The sequence below is a fragment of the Pantoea sp. X-Soil-YNGN-844 genome, from assembly GCF_059730595.1.
In genome coordinates, this window is record NZ_AP036007.1 from 1,790,004 (window position 1) to 1,810,757 (window position 20,754).

The window sequence follows — 20,754 nt, forward strand, 5'->3', positions numbered from 1 at the left end:
GGCAGGATATCCAATGAAATTCAGTGAACTCTGGTTACGCGAATGGGTAAATCCAGCCCTGGACAGCGCTGCGCTGTCTGAACAAATCACCATGGCCGGTCTGGAAGTGGACGGCGTTGATGCCGTCGCCGGTGCGTTCCACGGCGTTGTGGTTGGTGAAGTCGTGGAGTGCGGTCAGCACCCCAATGCCGACAAGCTGCGTGTCACCAAAATCAACGTCGGTGGCGATCGCCTGCTGGATATCGTCTGTGGCGCGCCGAACTGCCGTCAGGGACTGAAAGTTGCTGTCGCGACCGTCGGCGCTGTGCTGCCCGGTGATTTCAAAATCAAAGCAGCCAAACTGCGTGGCGAGCCTTCTGAAGGGATGCTCTGCTCGTTCTCCGAGCTGGGTATTTCCGACGATCACAACGGCATCATCGAACTGCCTTCTGACGCGCCCGTTGGCACCGATATCCGTGCTTATCTGCAGCTGGACGACAACACCATCGAAATCAGCGTCACGCCTAACCGCGCCGACTGTCTGGGTCTGATCGGTATCGCCCGTGATGTTGCCGTGCTCAACGGCCTGCCGCTGAAGGTACCGGAGATGCAGCCGGTCGCGGCGACGCTTAACGACACGTTCCCGATTCAGGTTGACGCGCCAGAAGCCTGTCCGCGCTATCTGGGCCGTGTCGTGAAAGGAATTAACGTTAAGGCGGCTACGCCACTGTGGATGAAAGAGAAGTTGCGTCGCTGCGGCATTCGCTCTATCGATCCGGTCGTTGATATCACCAACTACGTTCTGCTGGAGCTGGGTCAGCCAATGCACGCCTTCGACCTTGACCGTATTGATGGCGGTATCGTGGTGCGCATGGCGAAAGAGGGCGAAAAGCTGACGCTGCTGGATGGCACTGAAGCCACCCTGCAGAGTGATACTTTAGTGATCGCCGATCATCAGAAAGCGCTGGCGATGGCCGGTATCTTTGGTGGCGAACATTCGGGTGTGAACGGCGAAACGCAGAACATCCTGTTCGAGTGTGCGTACTTTGATCCGCTCTCTATCACCGGCCGCGCCCGTCGTCACGGTCTGCATACTGACGCGTCTCATCGCTACGAGCGTGGTGTTGACCCGGCGCTGCAACATACTGCGCTGGAGCGTGCTACCCAGCTGCTGCTATCCATCTGCGGCGGTGAAGCAGGCCCGATCATCGATCAGACCCATCAGGCAGCCCTGCCTGTCCCGGCGACCATTACGCTGCGTCGCGAAAAGCTGGATCGTCTGATTGGTCACGTGATTGCGGATGAGCAGGTTACCGACATTCTGACGCGCCTTGGCTGTGACGTGACGGCAGGTGAAGGGCAGTGGCAGGCCGTCGCGCCGAGCTGGCGTTTCGATATGACCATTGAAGAAGATCTGGTTGAAGAAGTGGCCCGTATTTATGGCTACAACAATATTCCTGATGTGCCTGTTCAGGCCGGTCTGGTCATGACCCGTCACCGTGAAGCGAATCTGTCGCTGAAACGCGCCAAAAACCTGCTGGTGGATAAAGGTTATCAGGAAGCGATTACCTATAGCTTCGTCGATCCGAAAATCCAGCAGCTGCTGCATCCGGGTGAAGAGGCGCTGTTACTGCCAAGCCCGATCTCCAGTGATATGTCGACCATGCGTCTGTCACTCTGGACCGGTCTGCTCAGTGCGGTAGTCTACAACCAGAACCGCCAGCAGAGCCGCGTACGTCTGTTTGAGAGCGGCTTACGCTTTGTGCCAGATACGCAGGCAGATTTAGGCATCCGTCAGGATCTTATGCTGGCTGGCGTCATCAGCGGCAACCGCGTTGAAGAGCACTGGGATCTGGCGCGTCAGACAGTTGACTTCTATGATTTGAAAGGCGATTTAGAGTCGCTGCTCGATTTAACCGGCAAACTGGATGAGATTAGCTTCCGGGCTGAGGCGAATCCGGCGTTGCATCCAGGACAGAGCGCGGCGATTTATTTGCGTGATGAACATATCGGATTTATCGGCGTTGTACATCCTGAGCTGGAACGTAAGCTTGATCTCAATGGTCGCACCTTAGTCTTTGAACTGCTTTGGAATAAGGTCGCAGACCGCGTCCTGCCTGACGCGCGCGAGATTTCTCGCTTCCCGGCGAACCGCCGTGATATTGCCGTTGTAGTGGCTGAAAACGTCCCTGCAGCAGATATCATTGCGGAGTGTAAGAAAGTTGGCGTAAATCAGGTAGTTGGCGTAAACTTGTTTGACGTGTACCGCGGTAAGGGCGTTTCTGAGGGCTATAAGAGCCTCGCAATCAGCCTGATTTTGCAGGATACCAGCCGGACACTCGAAGAAGAGGAGATTGCCGCGACCGTTGGCAAATGCGTTGCGGCATTAAAAGAGCGATTCCAGGCAACCTTGAGGGATTGAACCTATGGCGCTTACAAAAGCTGAGATGTCAGAGTACCTGTTTGAGAAACTCGGGCTGAGCAAACGCGATGCTAAAGAGTTAGTAGAGCTGTTTTTCGAAGAGGTACGTCGCGCTTTGGAAAATGGAGAACAGGTAAAACTGTCTGGGTTTGGTAATTTTGACCTGCGTGACAAGAACCAGCGTCCTGGCAGAAACCCGAAAACGGGTGAAGATATTCCGATTACTGCGCGTCGCGTAGTAACGTTCCGTCCAGGACAGAAGCTGAAAAGCCGCGTAGAGAACGCTACACCCAAAGAGACTGACTGAATTTCAGCGTTTCAAAAAGGCCGCGAAAGCGGCCTTTTTTCATGGTTCAGGTAAACAGGGATTCTGCTTCCTGTGTTCGTCAATGTTCACGCCATCCCGGTTCAGACTGCCTCATCAGCCTTTCTTTTTTCACCAATCCCTCTACAATCAAATCACTGTTTTCTCAGCTAATCCCGCTTATGTCTCTGCTCGACACGTTCGCGCGCCAGGCCGATCAACGCGGCCAGAAATGGCTGATTGCGCTCGCCCTTATGCTCTCTGCACTGCTCTGTCTCAGCCTCTGTGCCGGGGACAGCTGGATCGCGCCCTCTGCGTGGTTCAGCGATAGCGGACAGCTCTTTGTCTGGCAGTTGCGGCTGCCCCGCAGTCTGGCGGTAGTCCTGGTGGGGGCGTCGCTGGCGATATGCGGCGTGGTGATGCAGGCGCTGTTTACCAATCCGCTGGCGGAGCCAGGTCTGCTCGGCGTTTCGAACGGCGCGGGTATCGGCCTGGTGCTCGGCGTGCTGCTGGGCAGCGGCTCGCTATGGAGCCTGGGGCTGGCGGCGATGGCCGGTGCGCTGGTTATTACGCTTATCCTGCTGCATTTTGCCCATCGTCAGCTCTCGGTCACCCGGCTGTTGCTGACCGGCGTGGCGCTGGGGATTATCTGCAGTGCCATCATGACCTGGGCGGTCTACTTCAGCACCAGCCTCGATCTGCGTCAGCTGATGTACTGGATGATGGGGGGATTCAGCGGCATTGACTGGCGCTATGGCTGGATGATGCTGGCACTGCTGCCGGTGATGCTCGCGCTGGGGGCGACCGGGCCGATTCTCAATCTGCTGGCTCTGGGCGAGACGTCCGCCCGTCAGCTCGGGCTGTCACTCTTCTTCTGGCGTAACCTGCTGGTGCTGGCGATGGGCTGGCTGGTGGGTATCAGCGTCGCGATGGCCGGCGCCATTGGCTTTGTCGGACTGGTCATCCCGCATCTGCTGCGTCTGAGCGGCATCAGCGATCACCGCTATCTTTTGCCGGCATCGGCGCTGGCGGGCGCGGCGGTGCTTCTGGCCGCCGATATCGTGGCGCGTCTGGCACTGACGTCAGCGGAGTTGACGATAGGCGTCGTGACGGCGACACTGGGCGCGCCACTGTTTATTATTTTACTGGTGAAATCTTCGCGCTAGCTTCGGCTGGCTACTCTGCATCCACAACCGCATCCATTACAGGAAAAAGCATGAACATTTATGAGACTGAACTGGTTACTCTCGACGGGGAAAAAACCACGCTGTCACAGTGGCACGGCAAAGTCCTGCTGGTCGTCAACGTTGCCTCGAAATGTGGTCTGACGCCGCAATACGAAGAGCTGGAGAATCTGCAGAAAGCCTGGCAGGATCAGGGCTTCAGCGTCCTCGGTTTCCCCTGCAATCAGTTTCTGGAGCAGGAACCGGGCAGCAGTGAGGAGATCAAAACTTTCTGCAGTACCACCTATGGCGTGACGTTCCCGCTGTTTGCCAAAACCGAGGTTAATGGCCCGGCGCGTCATCCGCTCTATGCGCAGCTGATTGCGGCCCGGCCTGACGCGGTGCGTCCGGAAGGCAGCGGTTTTTACGAACGTATGGAGAGTAAAGGACGCGCGCCGAAAGAGCAGGGCGACATCCTGTGGAACTTTGAAAAGTTCCTGATTGGCCGTGACGGCAGTGTGATCCAGCGTTTTGCACCTGACATGACGCCGGAAGATCCCATCATTCTGGAAACGATTAAACAGGCGCTGGCAAAATAGATGCTGTTGCGCCTGCAAAAGGCCGCCGTCCCTGGACGGCTGCTGCCATTGACCGACGAGCTTGCCGCCGGTCAGCTGCTGCACATTGCAGGCCCGAACGGAGCCGGTAAAAGCACCTTACTGAGTGTGATTGCCGGACTACAACCTGCCTCCGGCACGGTGCTGCTGGACGAAAAGGCGCTGAGTGACTGGAACGGCGCGGCATTGTCAAGGGTGCGCGGCTGGCTGCCACAGCAGCAGGCCCCACTGAGTCAGATGCCGGTCTGGCACTATTTGCGTCTGCACCTGAAACCGGTGGGGCCACAGGCCGATGCCTGTCTCAGCATGCTGCTGCAGCGGCTTCAGCTGCAGGATAAGTTATCGCGTTCACTGACCCTGCTCTCCGGCGGGGAATGGCAGCGCGTCCGGCTGGCAGCCGTCTGTGCCCAGATCGATCCTCACATCAACCCCTGCGGGCGGCTGCTGATTCTTGATGAGCCGTTGACGGCGCTGGATATCGGCCAGCAAAAAGCGGTGGACGATCTGATTGCGGCGCTGTGCGCGTCGGGTGTTAGTGTTGTCGCCAGCAGTCACGATCTTAACCACAGTCTGCAGCAGGCAGACAGGGTCTGGCTGATGGATAGCGGGCAGGTGATCGCGCAGGGCGAACCTTCAGAGGTTCTGACGCCGCAGCGCCTGACACCACTCTACCAGATTGCTTTCCGGCAGATTGAACTTGAAGGACGCACGCTGCTGACCGTTCTGCCCTGACACTTGCTACCTGGCGGGCTTTACCGCTACATTATGCCGGTTGCAACTTCTGATAAGGACATTTGGCGATGCGCCTGGGTTTGCTGATTTTAGTTCTGCTGCTGACGGGATGCAGTCATCACGCCCCGCCGATTAATGGCCGTCTTTCCGATTCAATCACCGTGATAGCGGAACTGAACGATCAGCTCGGTCACTGGCGCGGTACGCCTTATCGTTATGGCGGCATGAGTCGTAACGGCGTTGACTGCTCCGGCTTTGTCTATCTGACCTTCCGCGATAAATTTGCACTGCAACTGCCGCGCACCACCTCAGCCCAAAGCGATATTGGCACCCGCATCAGCAAAGATGAACTGCTGCCAGGCGATCTGGTCTTTTTCAAAACCGGACGCGGTGAAAATGGCCTGCATGTGGGCATCTATGATACCGATAATGCTTTTATCCACGCCTCGACCAGTCAGGGCGTCATTCGCTCCTCACTCGACAATGTCTACTGGCGAAAAGTGTTCTGGCAGGCTCGCCGTATTTAACAGCAGGTTCGCGAAATCAGACTTAAGTCCAATTTTAAATAGAGTTAAAACAACGATTAAAAGTTTTATTTTAAATGAAAGTTTAGGGCGAGGATTTTAATAAACAGAATAATCGCTGATTTAATTCCACTAATAACCGGTGTTTTGTCACTACTATTTGGCTTAAGCGTGTTCGGCTGTTGCCAAACGGCAATGGAAGCGTAAAGAAGGTCGTCTCTTCAATGATTTGGCACTATTGCCTGCGGCTGACCATTACTATACGATATCAACATCGCCGCATATTCTGGCATTAAAATGAAAATTCATCTCTCGGCCGACTATCAGTCGGAAATCTGGTTTTATCCTGTCTGTGATGTTGACGGACGGTTGACCGCTGTCGAGCTGGTAACGCAGTTTGTGCATGAAAGTGCGCCCATCACCCTGCCTCAGGATCTGCTGCTTCCCCAGCTTGATGAGTCGCAGCAGTTACGCCTGCTGCAAAGCCAGATTGGATTGCTGGAGCAGAATCGCGGATTATTTGAAGCGCATTCCGTGTCAGCTTTTATCCGTATTGATGAAGGCATGGCCCGGACGCTGCTTGCCAGTGAATTAGTCATGCGCAAAATAAAACAGCTTCCGTTCATTCTGTTGAATATCACTGAAACGTTTCCGCAACTCAAGCTGGGCAAAAATAATCCGCTGCTGGCGAGCCTGCATGCTGAGTTTAATTTAGCGCTTTCTCATTTTGGCGCGGGCAAATCACCCTCTAATGCAGTCTACGATAATTTATTCAGCTGCATCTGTCTCGACAAAGAATTTATTCACTCGCTGGCAAAACGCGCTTCATTTGTGCCATTTATTCAGAGCATTATTGATAATTTCCGCGCCCATTGTGACCGGTTGATTATTTGCGGCATTGATGACGAAGTGCTGTTCGATAAAGTCAGCCAGCTGAATGGTGCCGATTTTCAGGGTGCGCTCTTCCCGGTGGTAAAATCTGACGCACTGCGTTCACTGCTCTGTGCCGACGAGCGCATGCCTTCCTCTCAGCATCCCGGCTGACAGAACCTGTTAATCCCTGCTATCAGCGTTACACTAAAGGACTAACCTACGTATCGCTGAGTATCGCATGGGAGAAACAATGTCCGCAGGCAAGGCCTCTTTTGACAACACCTGGTTCCGTGAGCTGACCGGGTGTTATACCGCGCTGAACCCCACGCCGCTGGCAGGCGGACGCCTGCTGTATCACAACGCACCGCTTGCAACCTCAATGGGGCTGGATAGTGCGCTCTTTGAAGGTCACGGTCACGATGTCTGGCACGGTGCGGCACTACTGCCCGGCATGCAGCCGCTGGCGCAGGTCTACAGTGGCCATCAGTTTGGTGTCTGGGCGGGTCAGCTCGGTGACGGGCGCGGTATCCTGCTGGGTGAACAGCGTCTGGATGATGGCAGCAAACTTGACTGGCATCTCAAGGGTGCAGGCCTGACGCCTTATTCCCGCATGGGCGATGGTCGTGCCGTGATCCGTTCCAGCGTCCGTGAGTTTCTCGCCTCGGAAGCGCTGCACCATCTGGGTATCCCCACCACGCGCGCACTCACTCTGTCGATAGGCGATGAGCCGGTCTACCGCGAAACCACTGAGCGTGGCGCGATGCTGATGCGCATTTCACCGAGCCACCTGCGTTTCGGTCATTTCGAGCATTTCTTTTACAGCCAGCAGCAGGAGAAAGTGCAGCAGTTGGCCGACTACGCCATTCGTCATCACTGGCCGCATCTGGAAGGAGAAGCGGACCGCTATCAACAGTGGTTTACCGACATTGTGTTACGCACCGCGCGCCTGATTGCGTTATGGCAAAGTGTGGGCTTCGCGCATGGCGTCATGAATACTGACAATATGTCGATCCTTGGCCTGACCATCGACTATGGCCCGTTTGGTTTTCTGGATGATTATCAGCCTGACTTTATCTGTAATCACAGTGACTATCAGGGGCGCTACAGTTTTGAAAATCAGCCGATGATTGGCATGTGGAATCTTAACCGTCTGGCGCATGCGCTGTCGGGTCTTCTGACCACTGAGCAGTTGCGGACGGCGCTAAGCGCCTATGAGCCTGAACTGATGCGCGTCTGGGGTGAGAGGATGCGGGCGAAGCTTGGTCTGCTGACGCAGCAGAGCAGCGACAATCAGATTCTGACCGATCTGCTGGCGCTGATGACGCAGGAGCACAGTGATTACACCCTGACGTTCCGGCTGCTGAGTGAAACCCAACAGGCGGAAAGCCGCTCACCGTTGCGCGACGAGTTCATCGATCGTGAGGCGTTTGATAGCTGGTATCAGCGTTATCGCAGTCGTCTGATGGATGAGCAGGTCAGCGATGAAGAACGGCAGGCCTTAATGAAGGCATCCAATCAGGCAGTGATTCTGCGCAACTATCTGGCACAACAGGTGATTGAAGAGGCGGAGCGGGGAGAGCAGGGGGCGCTGGCTCGTCTGCATCAGGCGTTACAGCAGCCCTTCAGTGATGAGACAGCCGCTGAGTATCGTCAGCGGCCGCCAGACTGGGGCAAAACCTTAGAGGTGAGCTGCTCCAGCTAATAAAGACTCAGAGGCGGTGAGAAACCGCCTCGGCCAGCAGGGCGAGCACCTGTTCGCTCTCCTGCCAGCCGAGGCAGGGATCGGTAATCGACTGGCCGTAAACCAGCGGTTCACCGCTTACTACTTTCTGATTGCCTTCTTCCAGGAAGCTTTCAATCATCACACCGGCAACAGCCCGCGATCCTGATTTAATCTGCTCTGCTACCTCTGCCGCCACATCCATCTGACGACGATGCTGTTTCAGACAGTTGCCGTGACTGAAATCGATCACCAGCTGCTCTGGCAGATTAAAGGCCGCCAGACTCTCCGCAGCGGCGGCGACATCGCTGGCATGATAGTTAGGCTGTTTACCGCCTCGCAGGATCACATGACCATGCGGGTTACCACTGGTCTGATAAATAGTCATCTGGCCCAGTTTATCCGGTGACAGGAACATGTGGCTGGCGCGTGCGGCGCGAATCGCATCCACCGCGATCTGCACGTTTCCATCGGTGCCGTTTTTAAAGCCAACCGGACAGGAGAGGGCAGACGCCATTTCGCGGTGGATCTGGCTTTCGGTGGTACGTGCGCCAATCGCGCCCCAGCTGATGAGGTCAGCAATAAACTGGCCGATCACCATATCCAGAAATTCTGTGGCGGTGGGCAGGCCCAGCGCGTTGATATCGATCAGCAGCTTGCGGGCGATGCCGATACCCCGGTTCACATCGTAGCTGCCATCCAGGTCCGGATCGGAGATTAACCCTTTCCAGCCTACGACGGTGCGAGGCTTCTCGAAGTAGGCACGCATCACAATCTCCAGCCGATCTTCATAGCGGCTGCGTAACGCGTTCAGACGCGCGGCATACTCCAGGGCTGCTTTCGGGTCGTGCAGCGAGCAGGGCCCGATCACTACCAGCAGGCGCGGATCGTCACCCGTCAATATACGGGCGATACGTTTACGGGCAGCGGTGACATTGTCGGCAATCGCCGGAGAGACAGGATGTTCAGCCGCCAGGCTGGCGGGGGTAATCAGACTACCAATGCGTGCGGTACGCAGTTCGTCGGTTTTGTTCATGAGTTTCTCGAAAACGGTTCTTCGCAGCGGTGAAATACCGGGAAGTGATGGTGGTCACAATAAACCATTAGTCTGCGAATTCAACCCGTGATTTGATAATGAAATCAAAACCCACGGCAGCGGCGCTTTACATCTTCAATCCGATTCCCCTTCAGTACATACGGCGCGTCAGGCCCATGATGTCGAGAATTTTGGTGGCAATCTCTTCGACCGAGTAGTTAGTGCTGTTGAGATAGCGGATCTGATGGGTGCGAAACAGCGCTTCAACTTCGCCTACTTCCAGCCGGCACTGACGCATTGAGGCGTAGCGGGTATTTTCCGCCCGTTCCTGCCGTATCGCTGCCAGCCGTTCCGGATCGATGGTCAGCCCGAACAGTTTATTCTGATGGGCGCGCAGCGCGGGCGGCAGTTTAAGATTATCCATATCGTCGGCAATAAAGGGGTAGTTGGCGGCACGAATACCAAACTGCATCGCCAGATAGAGGCTGGTGGGTGTTTTGCCACAGCGCGAGACGCCTAATAGGATAACCTGCGCATCTTCCAGCCCGCGCAGCGAGATGCCGTCATCATGCGCCAGGGCGTAATCGATCGCCGCAATACGTGCGTCATATTTCCCCAGATTACTGGCGTCCAGTCCGTGGGTACGATGTGCCACGGGGGCAGGCGATAAGCCCAGCTCCTGCTGAAGGGGAGCCACCAGCGCCTGCACGATATCCTGACAAAAACCCTCACTCTGCACGATAATGTCGCGCACCTCTGGCGTGACAATGGAGAAGAACACCAGCGGCCGCACGCCGCTCTGCTGATAGAGCGCGTTAATCTGGGCTTTAACCGCCAGCGCCCGCTGGACGTTTTCCACAAATGGCAACGTCAGGCTGGTGATATTAACCGGAAACTGCGACAGCACCGCATGGCCCAGGACTTCAGCTGTTATCGCTGTACCATCGGAGATATAAAAAACGCTTCTGTCAGTTGTCATAATGAATTCAGCCTCAGCCAGGAGTGAGCCATCAGCATGCGCGATGCGACTCAATAAATCATCTCTGATTTTAATTTCTGGAAGGCCTGTCCGGATTATTTGTCTGCAGTTTCATCATGCTAATAAAATTGAAAAGGCGTTTCGATTCGCCGGAATTCTTTTTTAAAATGCAATCGGACCATAAATAGCCCCTCCATCTGTTGCGCAACAAAACAGAATGCTTAAGTGGCTGAAAATGTGCCATTTCCTGCCACATCAATCAGTTAGATAAAAATCGCAACTTTGCGCAACGGCAAAATAATCCGCTCACAATTCCGAAACTGCGGCTGAAATTCTGCTTTAACGATTCAACAGATCGTTATTGCAGGGGTGATATGCCAGGCTGGAAACAGCTCACTCTCTGTGTCCATTCATTGAAAATTGATAAAGGATAAGCACGATGTCCACTCAAGAACAGCCACTGGTGCTCTGGTATAACCAGCTTGGCATGCATGATGTTGATCGGGTAGGCGGCAAAAACGCCTCGTTAGGTGAAATGATAACGAATCTGTCGTCGCTGGGTGTTTCCGTGCCCAATGGTTTTGCGACCACGTCGTACGCCTTTAACCTGTTTCTCGATCAAAGCGGGCTGAACCAGCGAATTTATGCGCTGCTGGATGAGACGGATATTGATGATGTTGATGCGCTGGCAAAAGCGGGTAAACAGATTCGTCAGTGGGTGGTGGAAACGCCGTTTCTGCCGGAACTGGAGTCCGCCATTCTGGACGCTTATCAGCAACTCTCTGCCGATGATGCGGCCGCGTCGTTTGCCGTCCGCTCCTCTGCCACCGCCGAAGATATGCCCGACGCCTCCTTTGCCGGCCAGCAGGAAACCTTCCTGAATGTGCAGGGCATCGACGCCGTTATGGTGGCGGTCAAGCATGTCTTTGCTTCACTGTTTAATGACCGTGCTATCTCCTACCGCGTGCATCAGGGCTACGACCATCGTGGCGTGGCGCTCTCTGCCGGCATACAGCGCATGGTGCGTTCGGACCTGGCCTCGTCAGGTGTGATGTTCACCATTGATACCGAATCCGGCTTTGATCAGGTGGTCTTCATCACCGCCGCCCTGGGACTGGGTGAGATGGTGGTGCAGGGCGCTGTTAACCCGGATGAGTTCTATGTTCACAAGCCAACGCTGGCGGCGGATCGTCCCTCTATCGTGCGTCGCAATATGGGCTCGAAAAAGGTGCGCATGGTGTATGCCGATTCTCAGGCGCATGGCGAACAGGTACGCATCGAAGATGTGCCTGAGGCCGAACGCGACCGATTCTGTCTGAACGATGAGGAAGTGCAGGCGCTGGCGAAGCAGGCAGTGCTGATCGAGCAGCACTATCAGCGGGCGATGGATATTGAGTGGGCCAAAGATGGACACACCGGCAAGCTGTTTATTGTTCAGGCGCGTCCTGAAACCGTGCGCTCAAATGGCCAGGTGATGGAGCGTTATACGCTGCAGGGTCAGGGCAGCGTCGTCGTTGAAGGGCGAGCCATCGGTCATCGTATCGGCGCAGGCGTGGTGAAGGTCATCCACGATATCAGCGAAATGAACCGCATTGAAAAAGGCGATGTGCTGGTGACGGACATGACTGACCCGGACTGGGAACCGATCATGAAAAAGGCGTCAGCCATTGTCACTAATCGTGGCGGACGAACCTGCCATGCGGCGATCATCGCGCGTGAGCTGGGTATTCCGGCGGTAGTAGGTTGTGGCGACGCCACCGATCGGCTGAGAGAGGGTCATCAGGTCACCGTCTCCTGCGCCGAGGGCGACACCGGCTACGTCTATGATCAGCTGCTCGACTTCGACGTCACCAGTTCGCAGGTCGATTCGCTGCCTGAGCTGCCGCTGAAGATTATGATGAACGTAGGTAACCCCGATCGTGCTTTCGATTTCGCCTGTCTGCCGAACGAAGGTGTTGGCCTGGCGCGGCTGGAATTTATTATTAACCGAATGATTGGCGTCCACCCGAAAGCGCTGCTTGAATTTGATCAGCAGACACCGGAACTGCAGCAGCAGATCCGTAAAATGATGAAAGGATTTGATAATCCGGTGGAGTTTTACATCGCTCGCCTGACGGAGGGAATTGCCACGCTTGGTGCGGCATTTGCACCGAAACGCGTAATTGTCCGACTTTCCGATTTTAAAACCAATGAATATGCCAACCTTGTTGGCGGCGAACGCTATGAGCCGGAAGAAGAAAACCCGATGCTCGGATTCCGTGGCGCAGGTCGCTATGTGGCGGATAACTTCCGCGACTGCTTTGCGCTGGAGTGTGAAGCGGTAAAACGGGTTCGCAACGAGATGGGCCTGACCAACGTCGAAATCATGGTTCCGTTTGTGCGCACGGTGGATCAGGCGCAGGCCGTGGTGGAAGAGCTGGCCCGTCAGGGGCTGAAGCGCGGTGAGAACGGGCTGAAGATCATCATGATGTGCGAGATCCCGTCAAATGCGCTGCTGGCAGAGCAGTTCCTGCAGCACTTTGATGGCTTCTCAATTGGCTCCAACGACATGACCCAGCTAACGCTGGGGCTGGATCGTGATTCCGGCGTCGTCTCCGCGCTGTTTGACGAGCGTAACGAAGCCGTTAAAGCCCTGCTCTCCATGGCGATCAGGGCCGCGAAGCAGCAGGGTAAATATGTCGGCATCTGTGGTCAGGGGCCGTCCGACCATCAGGATTTTGCCGCATGGCTGATGGAAGAGGGCATTGATAGCCTGTCGCTGAACCCGGACACCGTAGTGGAAACGTGGGTGAGTCTGGCACAGTTAAACAAAACTGCCTGACGACGCTTACAGAAATGATGAAAGGCCCGCATTGCGGGCCTTTTTCTGTTTATAGCTGGTCATATTCAGGCAAAAAAAAAGCCCATCACAGGGGATGGGCAAAGACTACACACAGCAATTCTTTACTCTACTCAGGGGAATCATGTTGTCTGAAAATCAATAGCTTGATTTCGAACATAGGAAACATGTTATTCATACCGCTGGCTGGCGTCTTTAAGAATCCTCTTATTAGTTTAAAGCCGATAATCTTTTGTCACCTTTACTTCGCCGTTTGACTTAAGAAACAGTGCAGAAAGTAATCTTTTTTAGGCCAGAAAGGTCAAATAAAGGCCAAAGATGGCTTTTTTCTTAAAAATCGCTAATGGAAAACAAAATCTGGCGAGTCTCTGAGAAGGGGTGCGGTTAATCATCATTAACCGCACTAATCAATGCTCACAGGATAGAATGACACAGTGTGTCGTTGCTGTGAATCAGACGGCTGGCGGGGTGCTATCGTGATCGGCCAGCGCATCCGCCACGGCCAGCGGGTCATTGTCTGGCGCTGGTGCTTCATGAACCCAGACGGAAACCAGACGGTAGGAGACAGCCAGAACTACCGGGCCGATAAACAGACCAATCATGCCGAAGGCAAACAGGCCACCAATTACGCCAGAAAGGATCAGGATCATCGGCAGGTCCGCACCCATCCGGATTAACATCGGACGCAGGACGTTATCCATCGTACCCACCACACAACTCCAGACCAGCAGCACGGTTCCCCAGGTGGTATCGCCACTCCAGTAGAGATAAATGATGGCGGGGACGAGCACCAGCAGCGGGCCGAGCTGAACCAGGCAGCAGAGGATCATCAGCACCGTTAACAGCGTGGCATAGGGGATACCGGAGATCGCCAGACCGATACCGCCCAGCACGCCCTGCACCAGCGCCGTCACCACCACGCCAAGCGCCACGGCACGAATGGACTGTGCCGCCAGCAGCACGGCGGCATCACCGCGTCGTCCCGCCATGCGGAAAGCAAAGTGACGGATGCCCTGAGCAGCCTGTTCGCCGCGCCAGTAAAGCAGCACACTAAACAGCAACATCACGCCCAGGTGGATCATAAAGCGGCCGAAATGACCCGCCTGTGCGACAAAAAAGCCGGTAGTACGTCCAATGTAGGGCTGGATTTTAGCCATGATGCCGGCACCGCCGCTCGCCACCAGCGTGTCATAACTGACATAAAGCTTTTTGCCGACCATCGGCACATCCCTGAGCCACAGCAACTGCGGCATCGTATGCCCCTGGGTAACCCAGGCGATGACCGGGGCACTGTTATCGATCAGGCTGCTGACCAGCAGTGCGATAGGAATGATAAACAGCAGCAACAGCAGCATTGTCATCACGATCACCGCCAGCGAACGGCGTCCCCACAACAGGCGCTGGAATTTCAGCATCAATGGCCAGGTCGCAATTACCACCATGCTGGCCCAGGCAAAGCCCAGAATAAACGGCTGCACCACCCATAAACAGGCGACAATCAGCAGCAGAATGAACATCAGGGTAAAGAGTATTTGCGGTAAATCCATATCCCGGTACTGGCTTTTCATCATTGACTCATAACCTCGTCTTAATCCTTCATTTCAGGGCATTCGGATGCCCGTTTTTATCATGATCTATTTGCCAGGGTTTAAACAGCGTCGCGGAGAAAGGTTTTTGTCTTTTCTGAAAAAAGGGCAGCCGCAGAAAAAATATGATAAAACGAGAAATCGCTCACGTATAAACGCAAACGTTTACAACACCTTCGGTCAGACAATCATGATCCCACAGATTTCGCAGGCACCGGGCCTCGTTCAGCTGGTGCTGACGTTCCTTGAGTCGCTGAAAGAGCAGGGTTTTACCGGCGACATGGCGACCAGCTATGCCGATCGTCTTTCACTCTCCACCGATAACAGCATCTATCAATTGTTGCCCGACGCGGCGCTCTTTCCGCGTTCGACGGCGGACGTTGCGCTGCTCGCCCGCGTGGCCGGAGAAGCACGCTTTGCCAGCCTGGTATTTACCCCGCGCGGCGGCGGCACTGGCACTAACGGTCAGTCGCTGAATCAGGGCATTGTGGTGGACATGTCGCGCTACATGAACCGCATCCTGGAGATCAATACCGATGAGGGCTGGGTGCGGGTCGAAGCTGGCGTCATCAAAGATCAGCTGAATGCCTGGCTGAAGCCTTTCGGCTTTTTCTTTTCGCCTGAACTGTCCACCAGTAACCGCGCCACGCTGGGCGGCATGATCAATACCGACGCGTCGGGTCAGGGTTCGCTGGTCTATGGTAAAACCTCAGACCATGTACTGGGCCTGCGCGCCGTGCTGCTGGGCGGCGATATTCTTGATACGCGGCCGATGGCCACCGCGCTGGCTGAAACGCTGGCGCAGACGGCCACCCCCGAAGGCCGTATTTATCAGCAGGTGCTGACGCGCTGCCGCGAGCACCGGGATCTGATTGTGGAAAAGTTTCCCAGGCTGAATCGCTTCCTGACCGGGTATGACCTGCGCCACGTCTTCAGCGACGATATGCAAACCTTCGACCTGACGCGCCTGCTCTGTGGTGCCGAGGGAACGCTGGCTTTTGTTACTGAGGCACGTCTCGATATCACCCCGCTGCCGAAAGTGCGGCGGCTGGTAAACATTAAATATGACTCCTTCGATTCCGCCCTGCGTAACGCGCCCTTTATGGTGGACGCGCAGGCGCTGTCAGTTGAGACCGTTGACTCCAAAGTGCTGAACCTGGCGCGGGAAGATATCGTGTGGCACTCGGTGCGTGAATTGATTGCTGACGTACCCGATAAAGAGATGCTGGGTCTGAACATCGTAGAGTTCGCCGGTGACAACGCCGCACTCATCGATCAGCAGATCGAAAAACTGTGTGCCCGGCTTGATGCGCTGATGCAGCAGCAGCAGGGCGGCGTGATTGGCTATCAGTTCTGTAACGATCTGGCAGGCATTGAGCGCATCTATAACATGCGTAAAAAAGCGGTGGGCCTGCTGGGAAATGCTAAAGGCCGGGCTAAACCGATTCCGTTTGTCGAAGATACCGCCGTTCCGCCGGAAAAACTGGCGGACTACATTGTCGAGTTTCGCGCGCTGCTCGACAGCCACGGCCTGAGTTACGGTATGTTTGGTCACGTCGATGCAGGCGTCCTGCACGTGCGTCCGGCGCTGGATATGTGCGATCCGCAGCAGGAGATGATGATGAAACAGATCTCCGACGAAGTGGTGGCGCTGACCGCGCGCTATGGCGGCCTGCTGTGGGGTGAACATGGTAAAGGGTTCCGCGCCCAGTACAGTCCGGCATTCTTCGGCGAGACGCTTTTTAATGAGTTGCGCCGCATCAAAGCGGCCTTTGACCCGCTTAACCGCCTGAATCCGGGTAAAATCTGTACGCCCTTTAACAGCAACGACGAAATGATGCAGGTCGATGCGGTGAAGCGCGGAACATACGATCGGCAGATTCCGTTAACGGTCCGGGATGAATGGCGTGGAGCGATGGAGTGTAACGGCAACGGGTTATGTTTCAATTTTGATGCCCGCAGCCCGATGTGCCCGTCAATGAAGATCACCCGCAACCGTATTCACTCGCCAAAAGGGCGGGCAACGCTGACGCGGGAGTGGCTGCGACTGCTGGCCGGGCAGGGCGTCGATCCGCTGGTACTCGAAAAGCAGCTGCCGGAAACCAGCCTGTCGCTACGCGGGCTGATCGCCCGTACCCGCAACAGCTGGCACGCCAGTAAAGGGGAGTATGACTTCTCGCACGAGGTGAAAGAGGCGATGTCCGGCTGTCTGGCCTGTAAAGCCTGCTCCACCCAGTGTCCGATTAAAATTGACGTGCCCGCATTCCGCTCGCGCTTTCTGCAGCTCTATCACACCCGTTATCTGCGCCCGGTCAGCGATCACCTGGTGGTGGCGGTCGAAGGCTATGCGCCTCTGATGGCGAAGGCGCCAAAAGTATTTAACTTTTTCCTGCGCCAGCCGTGGGTGAAAGAGTTAAGCAAAACACATATCGGCATGGTCGATCTGCCACTGCTTTCGTCTCCTAACCTGAAACAGCAGCTCAGTGGCCATCCCGCCATGAACATGACGCTGGAACAGCTGGAAGGACTGTCAGCCACGGAGCGCGCCAGCTGTGTGCTGGTGGTACAGGATCCCTTTACCAGCTTCTATGAGGCACAGCTGGTTAACGATTTTGTCAGGCTGATTGAGAAGCTGGGTTATCGCCCGGTGCTGCTGCCTTTCTCGCCAAACGGTAAAGCGCAGCACGTGAAAGGCTTCCTGCAACGTTTCGCCCGCACGGCAGCCCGTACCGCCGATTTTCTTAATCGGGTCGCAAAACTGGAACTGCCGATGGTCGGCGTCGATCCGGCTACCGTGCTCTGCTATCGTGATGAGTATCGTCAGACGCTGGGTGAATCGCGCGGCGACTTCAGCGTATTGCTGGTGCATGAATGGTTAGAGCGTGCCCTGGCAGAACGTGAGGTACAGGCCACGGGCGGGGAGTCCTGGTATCTGTTTGCGCACTGCACCGAGGTAACCGCGCTGCCTTCAGCGCCCAACCAGTGGCAGGCGATTTTCTCCCGTTTTGGCGCAAAGCTGGAAAACATCAATGTAGGCTGCTGCGGCATGGCGGGCACGTATGGCCATGAAAGTCAGAACCTTGAAAACTCGCTGGGGATCTATGCGCTCTCCTGGCATCCGCAGCTTCAGCGACTGCCGCGCCAGCGCTGTCTGGCCACCGGCTATTCATGCCGCAGCCAGGTCAAGCGTGTGGAAGGCAACGGCATGCGCCATCCGCTTCAGGCATTGTTAACGTTAATGTAAAAAAATTGTGCGCGACGTCACGCCGTGGCTGGATTAGAATATCCAGCCTGCGTGACGCACGAAGTCACTTTGCAGCACGGTGGCTTTGTTCCACTCTCCGACCATGGCCAGTTGATGGCAGAGGCGGGTCAGGGACAATCGCGCCAGTTGATAGGCCTGAAGGCGAAACAGGCGATCGCGATCGTTGTTTCCCATCTCCTGCACCAGCCGGTGATGCAGTTTACCCATCGCATGAAGGTAACTCTGGTCGTCACCGTTCAACTGGCAGACTTCTGCCATATCCTGACAGGTATCGTTAAACTGACGCAATTGATGAATCGTGCAGTCGGCCCGGTCGAGCTTTGCCTGCGCCATATAAAAGTCGACGGTGATATCACGCACCGAAAACTGGTATTCGTCGATTTTATGCTGCAGCCAGGCGGAGACAGAAAGCATCATGGCGTCACTCTGAATGTTAATGATAATAATTATCATATTCATCTATGCCGGGATTGCAATTGCAGGACAGAAAAATTTATCGATTTATCCTGCCTGTCGGTATAATCGGAAATAACAATCTGTTTACATCCGAGAAAGGCGTAACCTATCAATAAGCATTTTTATCAAAAATGGTTATTTCAAATAGAGTGATTTATTAATAGGTTATCACTGGCTTATTGAGACTGACTCTGTTCACGCAGGATGAACGGAAGCAGCTATGCTTAATAATTGAGCGAATAAAACAGCACAAGATGATTATCCCTGCAAAACAAGAGGTTGAAGTGATTGGTCAGATCACTACCATAGGGGGATAGCCTGAAAAGGTCCGGACTCAAGAGGTATCAACATGGCATCTGTTAATACAGACTCTTTCTCACCCGACGATTTTGTCTGGAAAGGTCTGACGCTGACTGAAACCGCAGCGCAACAAATTCTCAATCTGGCGGCTCAGGACCCTGAAGTCAAGGGGCTACGTCTGGGCGTAAAACAATCCGGCTGCGCCGGGTTCGGCTACGTCATGGATCTGGTGAAAGAACCCGTCGAAGACGATCTGCAGTTCTCATTCCACGGCGCAACGCTGTTTGTGCCGCTACAGGCGATGCCATTCGTTGATGGCACTGAACTGGATTACGTTCGTGAAGGCCTGAATCAGATTTTTAAATTCAATAACCCTAAAGCTCAGCACGCCTGCGGGTGCGGTGAGAGCTTTGGCGTCGAGTAAGTGAAATATGTCACGACACAGCGAAACATCTGACGATGTACAAATCTGGGAAGGCAAGCTCAACTACAAAGAGGGCTTCTTTACCCAACTGCAGACCGAAGAATTTGCCAACGGCATCAATGAAGATGTGGTGCGGGCGATCTCGGCCAAGCGTAACGAGCCAGAGTGGATGCTGGAGTTTCGTCTTAAAGCGTTTCGTGCCTGGCTTGAAATGGAAGAGCCGCACTGGCTGAAAGCCCACTACGAAAAACTCGACTATCAGGATTACAGCTACTACTCCGCCCCCTCCTGCGGTAACTGCGATGACACCTGCGCCTCAGAGCCGGGTGTGACCCAGGCTTCCGGCAGCGCGCCAGCCAGCGACTACCTGACGCAGGAAGTGGAGAACGCCTTTAATCAGCTGGGTGTGCCGGTGCGTGAAGGGCGGGAAGTGGCGGTTGACGCCATTTTTGACTCCGTTTCTGTAGCAACCACCTATCGCGGCAAGCTGGCGGAGCAGGGGATTATCTTCTGTTCATTCGGCGAAGCGATTCAGGAACACCCGGAGCTGGTGAAGCAGTATCTCGGCACGGTGGTTCCGGCTAACGATAACTTCTTTGCGGCACTGAACTCGGCGGTCGCCTCTGACGGCACCTTCGTCTATATCCCGAAAGGGGTTCGCTGCCCGATGGAGCTGTCGACCTATTTCCGCATTAACGCAGCGAAAACCGGTCAGTTTGAACGCACCATCCTGATTGCCGATGAAGACAGTTACGTCAGCTATATCGAAGGTTGTTCAGCCCCCGTGCGTGACAGCTATCAGCTGCATGCCGCCGTGGTGGAAGTGATCATCCATAAAAATGCTGAAGTGAAATATTCGACCGTTCAGAACTGGTTCCCTGGCGGTGAAGGCGAGGGCGGTATCCTCAACTTCGTGACCAAGCGTGCGCTGTGTGAAGGTGACCACAGCAAGATGTCCTGGACCCAGTCTGAAACCGGTTCAGCGATCACCTGGAAATACCCGAGCTGCATTCTGCGCGGGGACTACTCGGTGGGTGAGTTCTATTCGGTGGCACTGACCAGCGGTCGTCAGCAGGCCGATACCGGCACCAAGATGATCCACATTGGTAAAAACACCAAATCGACCATTATCTCTAAAGGGATTTCGGCCGGTAAAAGTCAGAACACCTATCGCGGTCTGGTGAAAATCATGCCAACCGCCACCAATGCCCGTAACTTTACGCAGTGTGACTCAATGCTGATCGGCCCTGATTGCGGCGCACATACCTTCCCGTATGTTGAAACCCGCAACAATACCGCCCAGCTTGAGCATGAAGCCACGACCTCACGTATCGGCGAAGATCAGATGTTCTACTGTCTGCAACGCGGTATCAGTGAAGAAGACGCCATCTCGATGATCGTGAACGGCTTCTGTAAAGACGTATTCTCGGAGCTGCCACTGGAATTTGCTGTGGAAGCCCAGAAATTGTTAGCCATCAGCCTTGAGCACAGTGTGGGCTGATGCCGTCACACGCCTTGCCGGAAGCAATGTGAAG

16 protein-coding genes and 1 other RNA gene are annotated in these 20,754 nt (G+C 55.0%); 12 read left to right on the plus strand and 5 right to left on the minus strand.

Features of this window, described 5'->3' with window-relative positions; genetic code table 11:
- Positions 1–13 precede the first annotated feature (13 nt).
- The 8 genes from pheT to AC6I8C_RS08345 all read left to right on the plus strand — a co-directional run bounded on the left by pheT (position 14) and on the right by AC6I8C_RS08345 (position 8,316).
- On the plus strand, positions 14–2,401 hold the full coding sequence (gene pheT / locus AC6I8C_RS08310) for a phenylalanine--tRNA ligase subunit beta (RefSeq protein ID WP_497822153.1): 2,388 nt from the start codon (positions 14–16) through the stop codon (positions 2,399–2,401).
- 4 nt (positions 2,402–2,405) lie between these two features.
- On the plus strand, positions 2,406–2,708 hold the full coding sequence (gene ihfA, locus AC6I8C_RS08315; RefSeq protein WP_003853259.1) for an integration host factor subunit alpha: 303 nt from the start codon (positions 2,406–2,408) through the stop codon (positions 2,706–2,708).
- 179 nt (positions 2,709–2,887) lie between these two features.
- Positions 2,888–3,871, plus strand: a complete 984-nt coding sequence (gene btuC, locus AC6I8C_RS08320) for a vitamin B12 ABC transporter permease BtuC (protein ID WP_497822154.1) — start codon at positions 2,888–2,890, stop codon at positions 3,869–3,871.
- 50 nt (positions 3,872–3,921) lie between these two features.
- Positions 3,922–4,467, plus strand: a complete 546-nt coding sequence (locus AC6I8C_RS08325) for a glutathione peroxidase (protein ID WP_497822155.1) — start codon at positions 3,922–3,924, stop codon at positions 4,465–4,467.
- Positions 4,468–5,217 (plus strand): vitamin B12 ABC transporter ATP-binding protein BtuD, encoded by a 750-nt coding sequence (gene btuD / locus AC6I8C_RS08330; RefSeq protein ID WP_497822156.1) that lies wholly within the window; start codon positions 4,468–4,470, stop codon positions 5,215–5,217. It begins immediately after the preceding gene.
- Between the two features lie 68 nt (positions 5,218–5,285).
- Positions 5,286–5,744 carry a C40 family peptidase gene (locus AC6I8C_RS08335; protein WP_013357687.1) on the plus strand — a complete coding sequence of 153 codons (459 nt, stop codon included), beginning with the start codon at positions 5,286–5,288 and terminating at the stop codon, positions 5,742–5,744.
- Between the two features lie 294 nt (positions 5,745–6,038).
- A complete protein-coding gene (locus AC6I8C_RS08340; RefSeq protein ID WP_497822157.1) occupies positions 6,039–6,785 on the plus strand; it encodes an EAL domain-containing protein in 747 nt (248 codons plus the stop codon).
- A 79-nt stretch (positions 6,786–6,864) separates the two neighbouring features.
- Positions 6,865–8,316, plus strand: a complete 1,452-nt coding sequence (locus AC6I8C_RS08345) for a protein adenylyltransferase SelO (RefSeq protein WP_497823321.1) — start codon at positions 6,865–6,867, stop codon at positions 8,314–8,316.
- Positions 8,317–8,323: 7 nt separating this feature from the next.
- Here AC6I8C_RS08345 and AC6I8C_RS08350 read toward each other — a convergent pair whose 3' ends face one another.
- Both AC6I8C_RS08350 and ppsR read right to left on the minus strand, forming a co-directional pair.
- Positions 8,324–9,370 (minus strand): 3-deoxy-7-phosphoheptulonate synthase, encoded by a 1,047-nt coding sequence (locus tag AC6I8C_RS08350; protein WP_497822158.1) that lies wholly within the window; start codon positions 9,368–9,370, stop codon positions 8,324–8,326.
- A 151-nt stretch (positions 9,371–9,521) separates the two neighbouring features.
- Positions 9,522–10,349 carry a posphoenolpyruvate synthetase regulatory kinase/phosphorylase PpsR gene (gene ppsR, locus AC6I8C_RS08355; protein WP_013357691.1) on the minus strand — a complete coding sequence of 276 codons (828 nt, stop codon included), beginning with the start codon at positions 10,347–10,349 and terminating at the stop codon, positions 9,522–9,524.
- A gap of 439 nt (positions 10,350–10,788) precedes the next feature.
- Between ppsR and ppsA the strand changes: the two genes are divergently transcribed.
- Positions 10,789–13,170, plus strand: a complete 2,382-nt coding sequence (ppsA, locus tag AC6I8C_RS08360; RefSeq protein ID WP_497822159.1) for a phosphoenolpyruvate synthase — start codon at positions 10,789–10,791, stop codon at positions 13,168–13,170.
- Positions 13,171–13,240: 70 nt separating this feature from the next.
- Here the strand turns inward: ppsA and rprA are convergent.
- Positions 13,241–13,348: antisense sRNA RprA (gene rprA / locus AC6I8C_RS08365), an RNA gene on the minus strand.
- 292 nt (positions 13,349–13,640) lie between these two features.
- Entirely contained in the window at positions 13,641–14,759 is a 1,119-nt protein-coding gene (gene ydiK, locus AC6I8C_RS08370; RefSeq protein WP_377794663.1) for an AI-2E family transporter YdiK, read from the minus strand.
- 205 nt (positions 14,760–14,964) lie between these two features.
- Between ydiK and ydiJ the strand changes: the two genes are divergently transcribed.
- Entirely contained in the window at positions 14,965–18,018 is a 3,054-nt protein-coding gene (gene ydiJ, locus AC6I8C_RS08375) for a D-2-hydroxyglutarate dehydrogenase YdiJ (protein WP_497822160.1), read from the plus strand.
- Between the two features lie 33 nt (positions 18,019–18,051).
- Here the strand turns inward: ydiJ and AC6I8C_RS08380 are convergent, their stop codons facing one another.
- The gene (locus AC6I8C_RS08380; protein ID WP_497823322.1) at positions 18,052–18,456 is read right to left on the minus strand and encodes a hypothetical protein; all 405 of its coding nucleotides are present in this window, start codon (positions 18,454–18,456) and stop codon (positions 18,052–18,054) included.
- Positions 18,457–18,844: 388 nt separating this feature from the next.
- Between AC6I8C_RS08380 and sufA the strand changes: the two genes are divergently transcribed.
- Both sufA and sufB read left to right on the plus strand, forming a co-directional pair.
- Positions 18,845–19,219 (plus strand): Fe-S cluster assembly scaffold SufA, encoded by a 375-nt coding sequence (gene sufA, locus AC6I8C_RS08385; protein WP_003853229.1) that lies wholly within the window; start codon positions 18,845–18,847, stop codon positions 19,217–19,219.
- A gap of 7 nt (positions 19,220–19,226) precedes the next feature.
- Positions 19,227–20,720 (plus strand): Fe-S cluster assembly protein SufB, encoded by a 1,494-nt coding sequence (sufB, locus tag AC6I8C_RS08390; RefSeq protein WP_013357696.1) that lies wholly within the window; start codon positions 19,227–19,229, stop codon positions 20,718–20,720.
- Positions 20,721–20,754 lie beyond the last annotated feature (34 nt).

Bases quoted from the DNA above. Each gene is read 5' to 3' on its own strand.
- pheT (WP_497822153.1), top strand. From the start codon at position 14: ATGAAATTCAGTGAACTCTGGTTACGCGAATGGGTAAATCCAGCCCTG.
- ihfA (WP_003853259.1), top strand. From the start codon at position 2,406: ATGGCGCTTACAAAAGCTGAGATGTCAGAGTACCTGTTTGAGAAACTC.
- btuC (WP_497822154.1), top strand. From the start codon at position 2,888: ATGTCTCTGCTCGACACGTTCGCGCGCCAGGCCGATCAACGCGGCCAG.
- AC6I8C_RS08325 (WP_497822155.1), top strand. From the start codon at position 3,922: ATGAACATTTATGAGACTGAACTGGTTACTCTCGACGGGGAAAAAACC.
- btuD (WP_497822156.1), top strand. From the start codon at position 4,468: ATGCTGTTGCGCCTGCAAAAGGCCGCCGTCCCTGGACGGCTGCTGCCA.
- AC6I8C_RS08335 (WP_013357687.1), top strand. From the start codon at position 5,286: ATGCGCCTGGGTTTGCTGATTTTAGTTCTGCTGCTGACGGGATGCAGT.
- AC6I8C_RS08340 (WP_497822157.1), top strand. From the start codon at position 6,039: ATGAAAATTCATCTCTCGGCCGACTATCAGTCGGAAATCTGGTTTTAT.
- AC6I8C_RS08345 (WP_497823321.1), top strand. From the start codon at position 6,865: ATGTCCGCAGGCAAGGCCTCTTTTGACAACACCTGGTTCCGTGAGCTG.
- AC6I8C_RS08350 (WP_497822158.1), bottom strand. From the start codon at position 9,370: ATGAACAAAACCGACGAACTGCGTACCGCACGCATTGGTAGTCTGATT.
- ppsR (WP_013357691.1), bottom strand. From the start codon at position 10,349: ATGACAACTGACAGAAGCGTTTTTTATATCTCCGATGGTACAGCGATA.
- ppsA (WP_497822159.1), top strand. From the start codon at position 10,789: ATGTCCACTCAAGAACAGCCACTGGTGCTCTGGTATAACCAGCTTGGC.
- ydiK (WP_377794663.1), bottom strand. From the start codon at position 14,759: ATGATGAAAAGCCAGTACCGGGATATGGATTTACCGCAAATACTCTTT.
- ydiJ (WP_497822160.1), top strand. From the start codon at position 14,965: ATGATCCCACAGATTTCGCAGGCACCGGGCCTCGTTCAGCTGGTGCTG.
- AC6I8C_RS08380 (WP_497823322.1), bottom strand. From the start codon at position 18,456: ATGATGCTTTCTGTCTCCGCCTGGCTGCAGCATAAAATCGACGAATAC.
- sufA (WP_003853229.1), top strand. From the start codon at position 18,845: ATGGCATCTGTTAATACAGACTCTTTCTCACCCGACGATTTTGTCTGG.
- sufB (WP_013357696.1), top strand. From the start codon at position 19,227: ATGTCACGACACAGCGAAACATCTGACGATGTACAAATCTGGGAAGGC.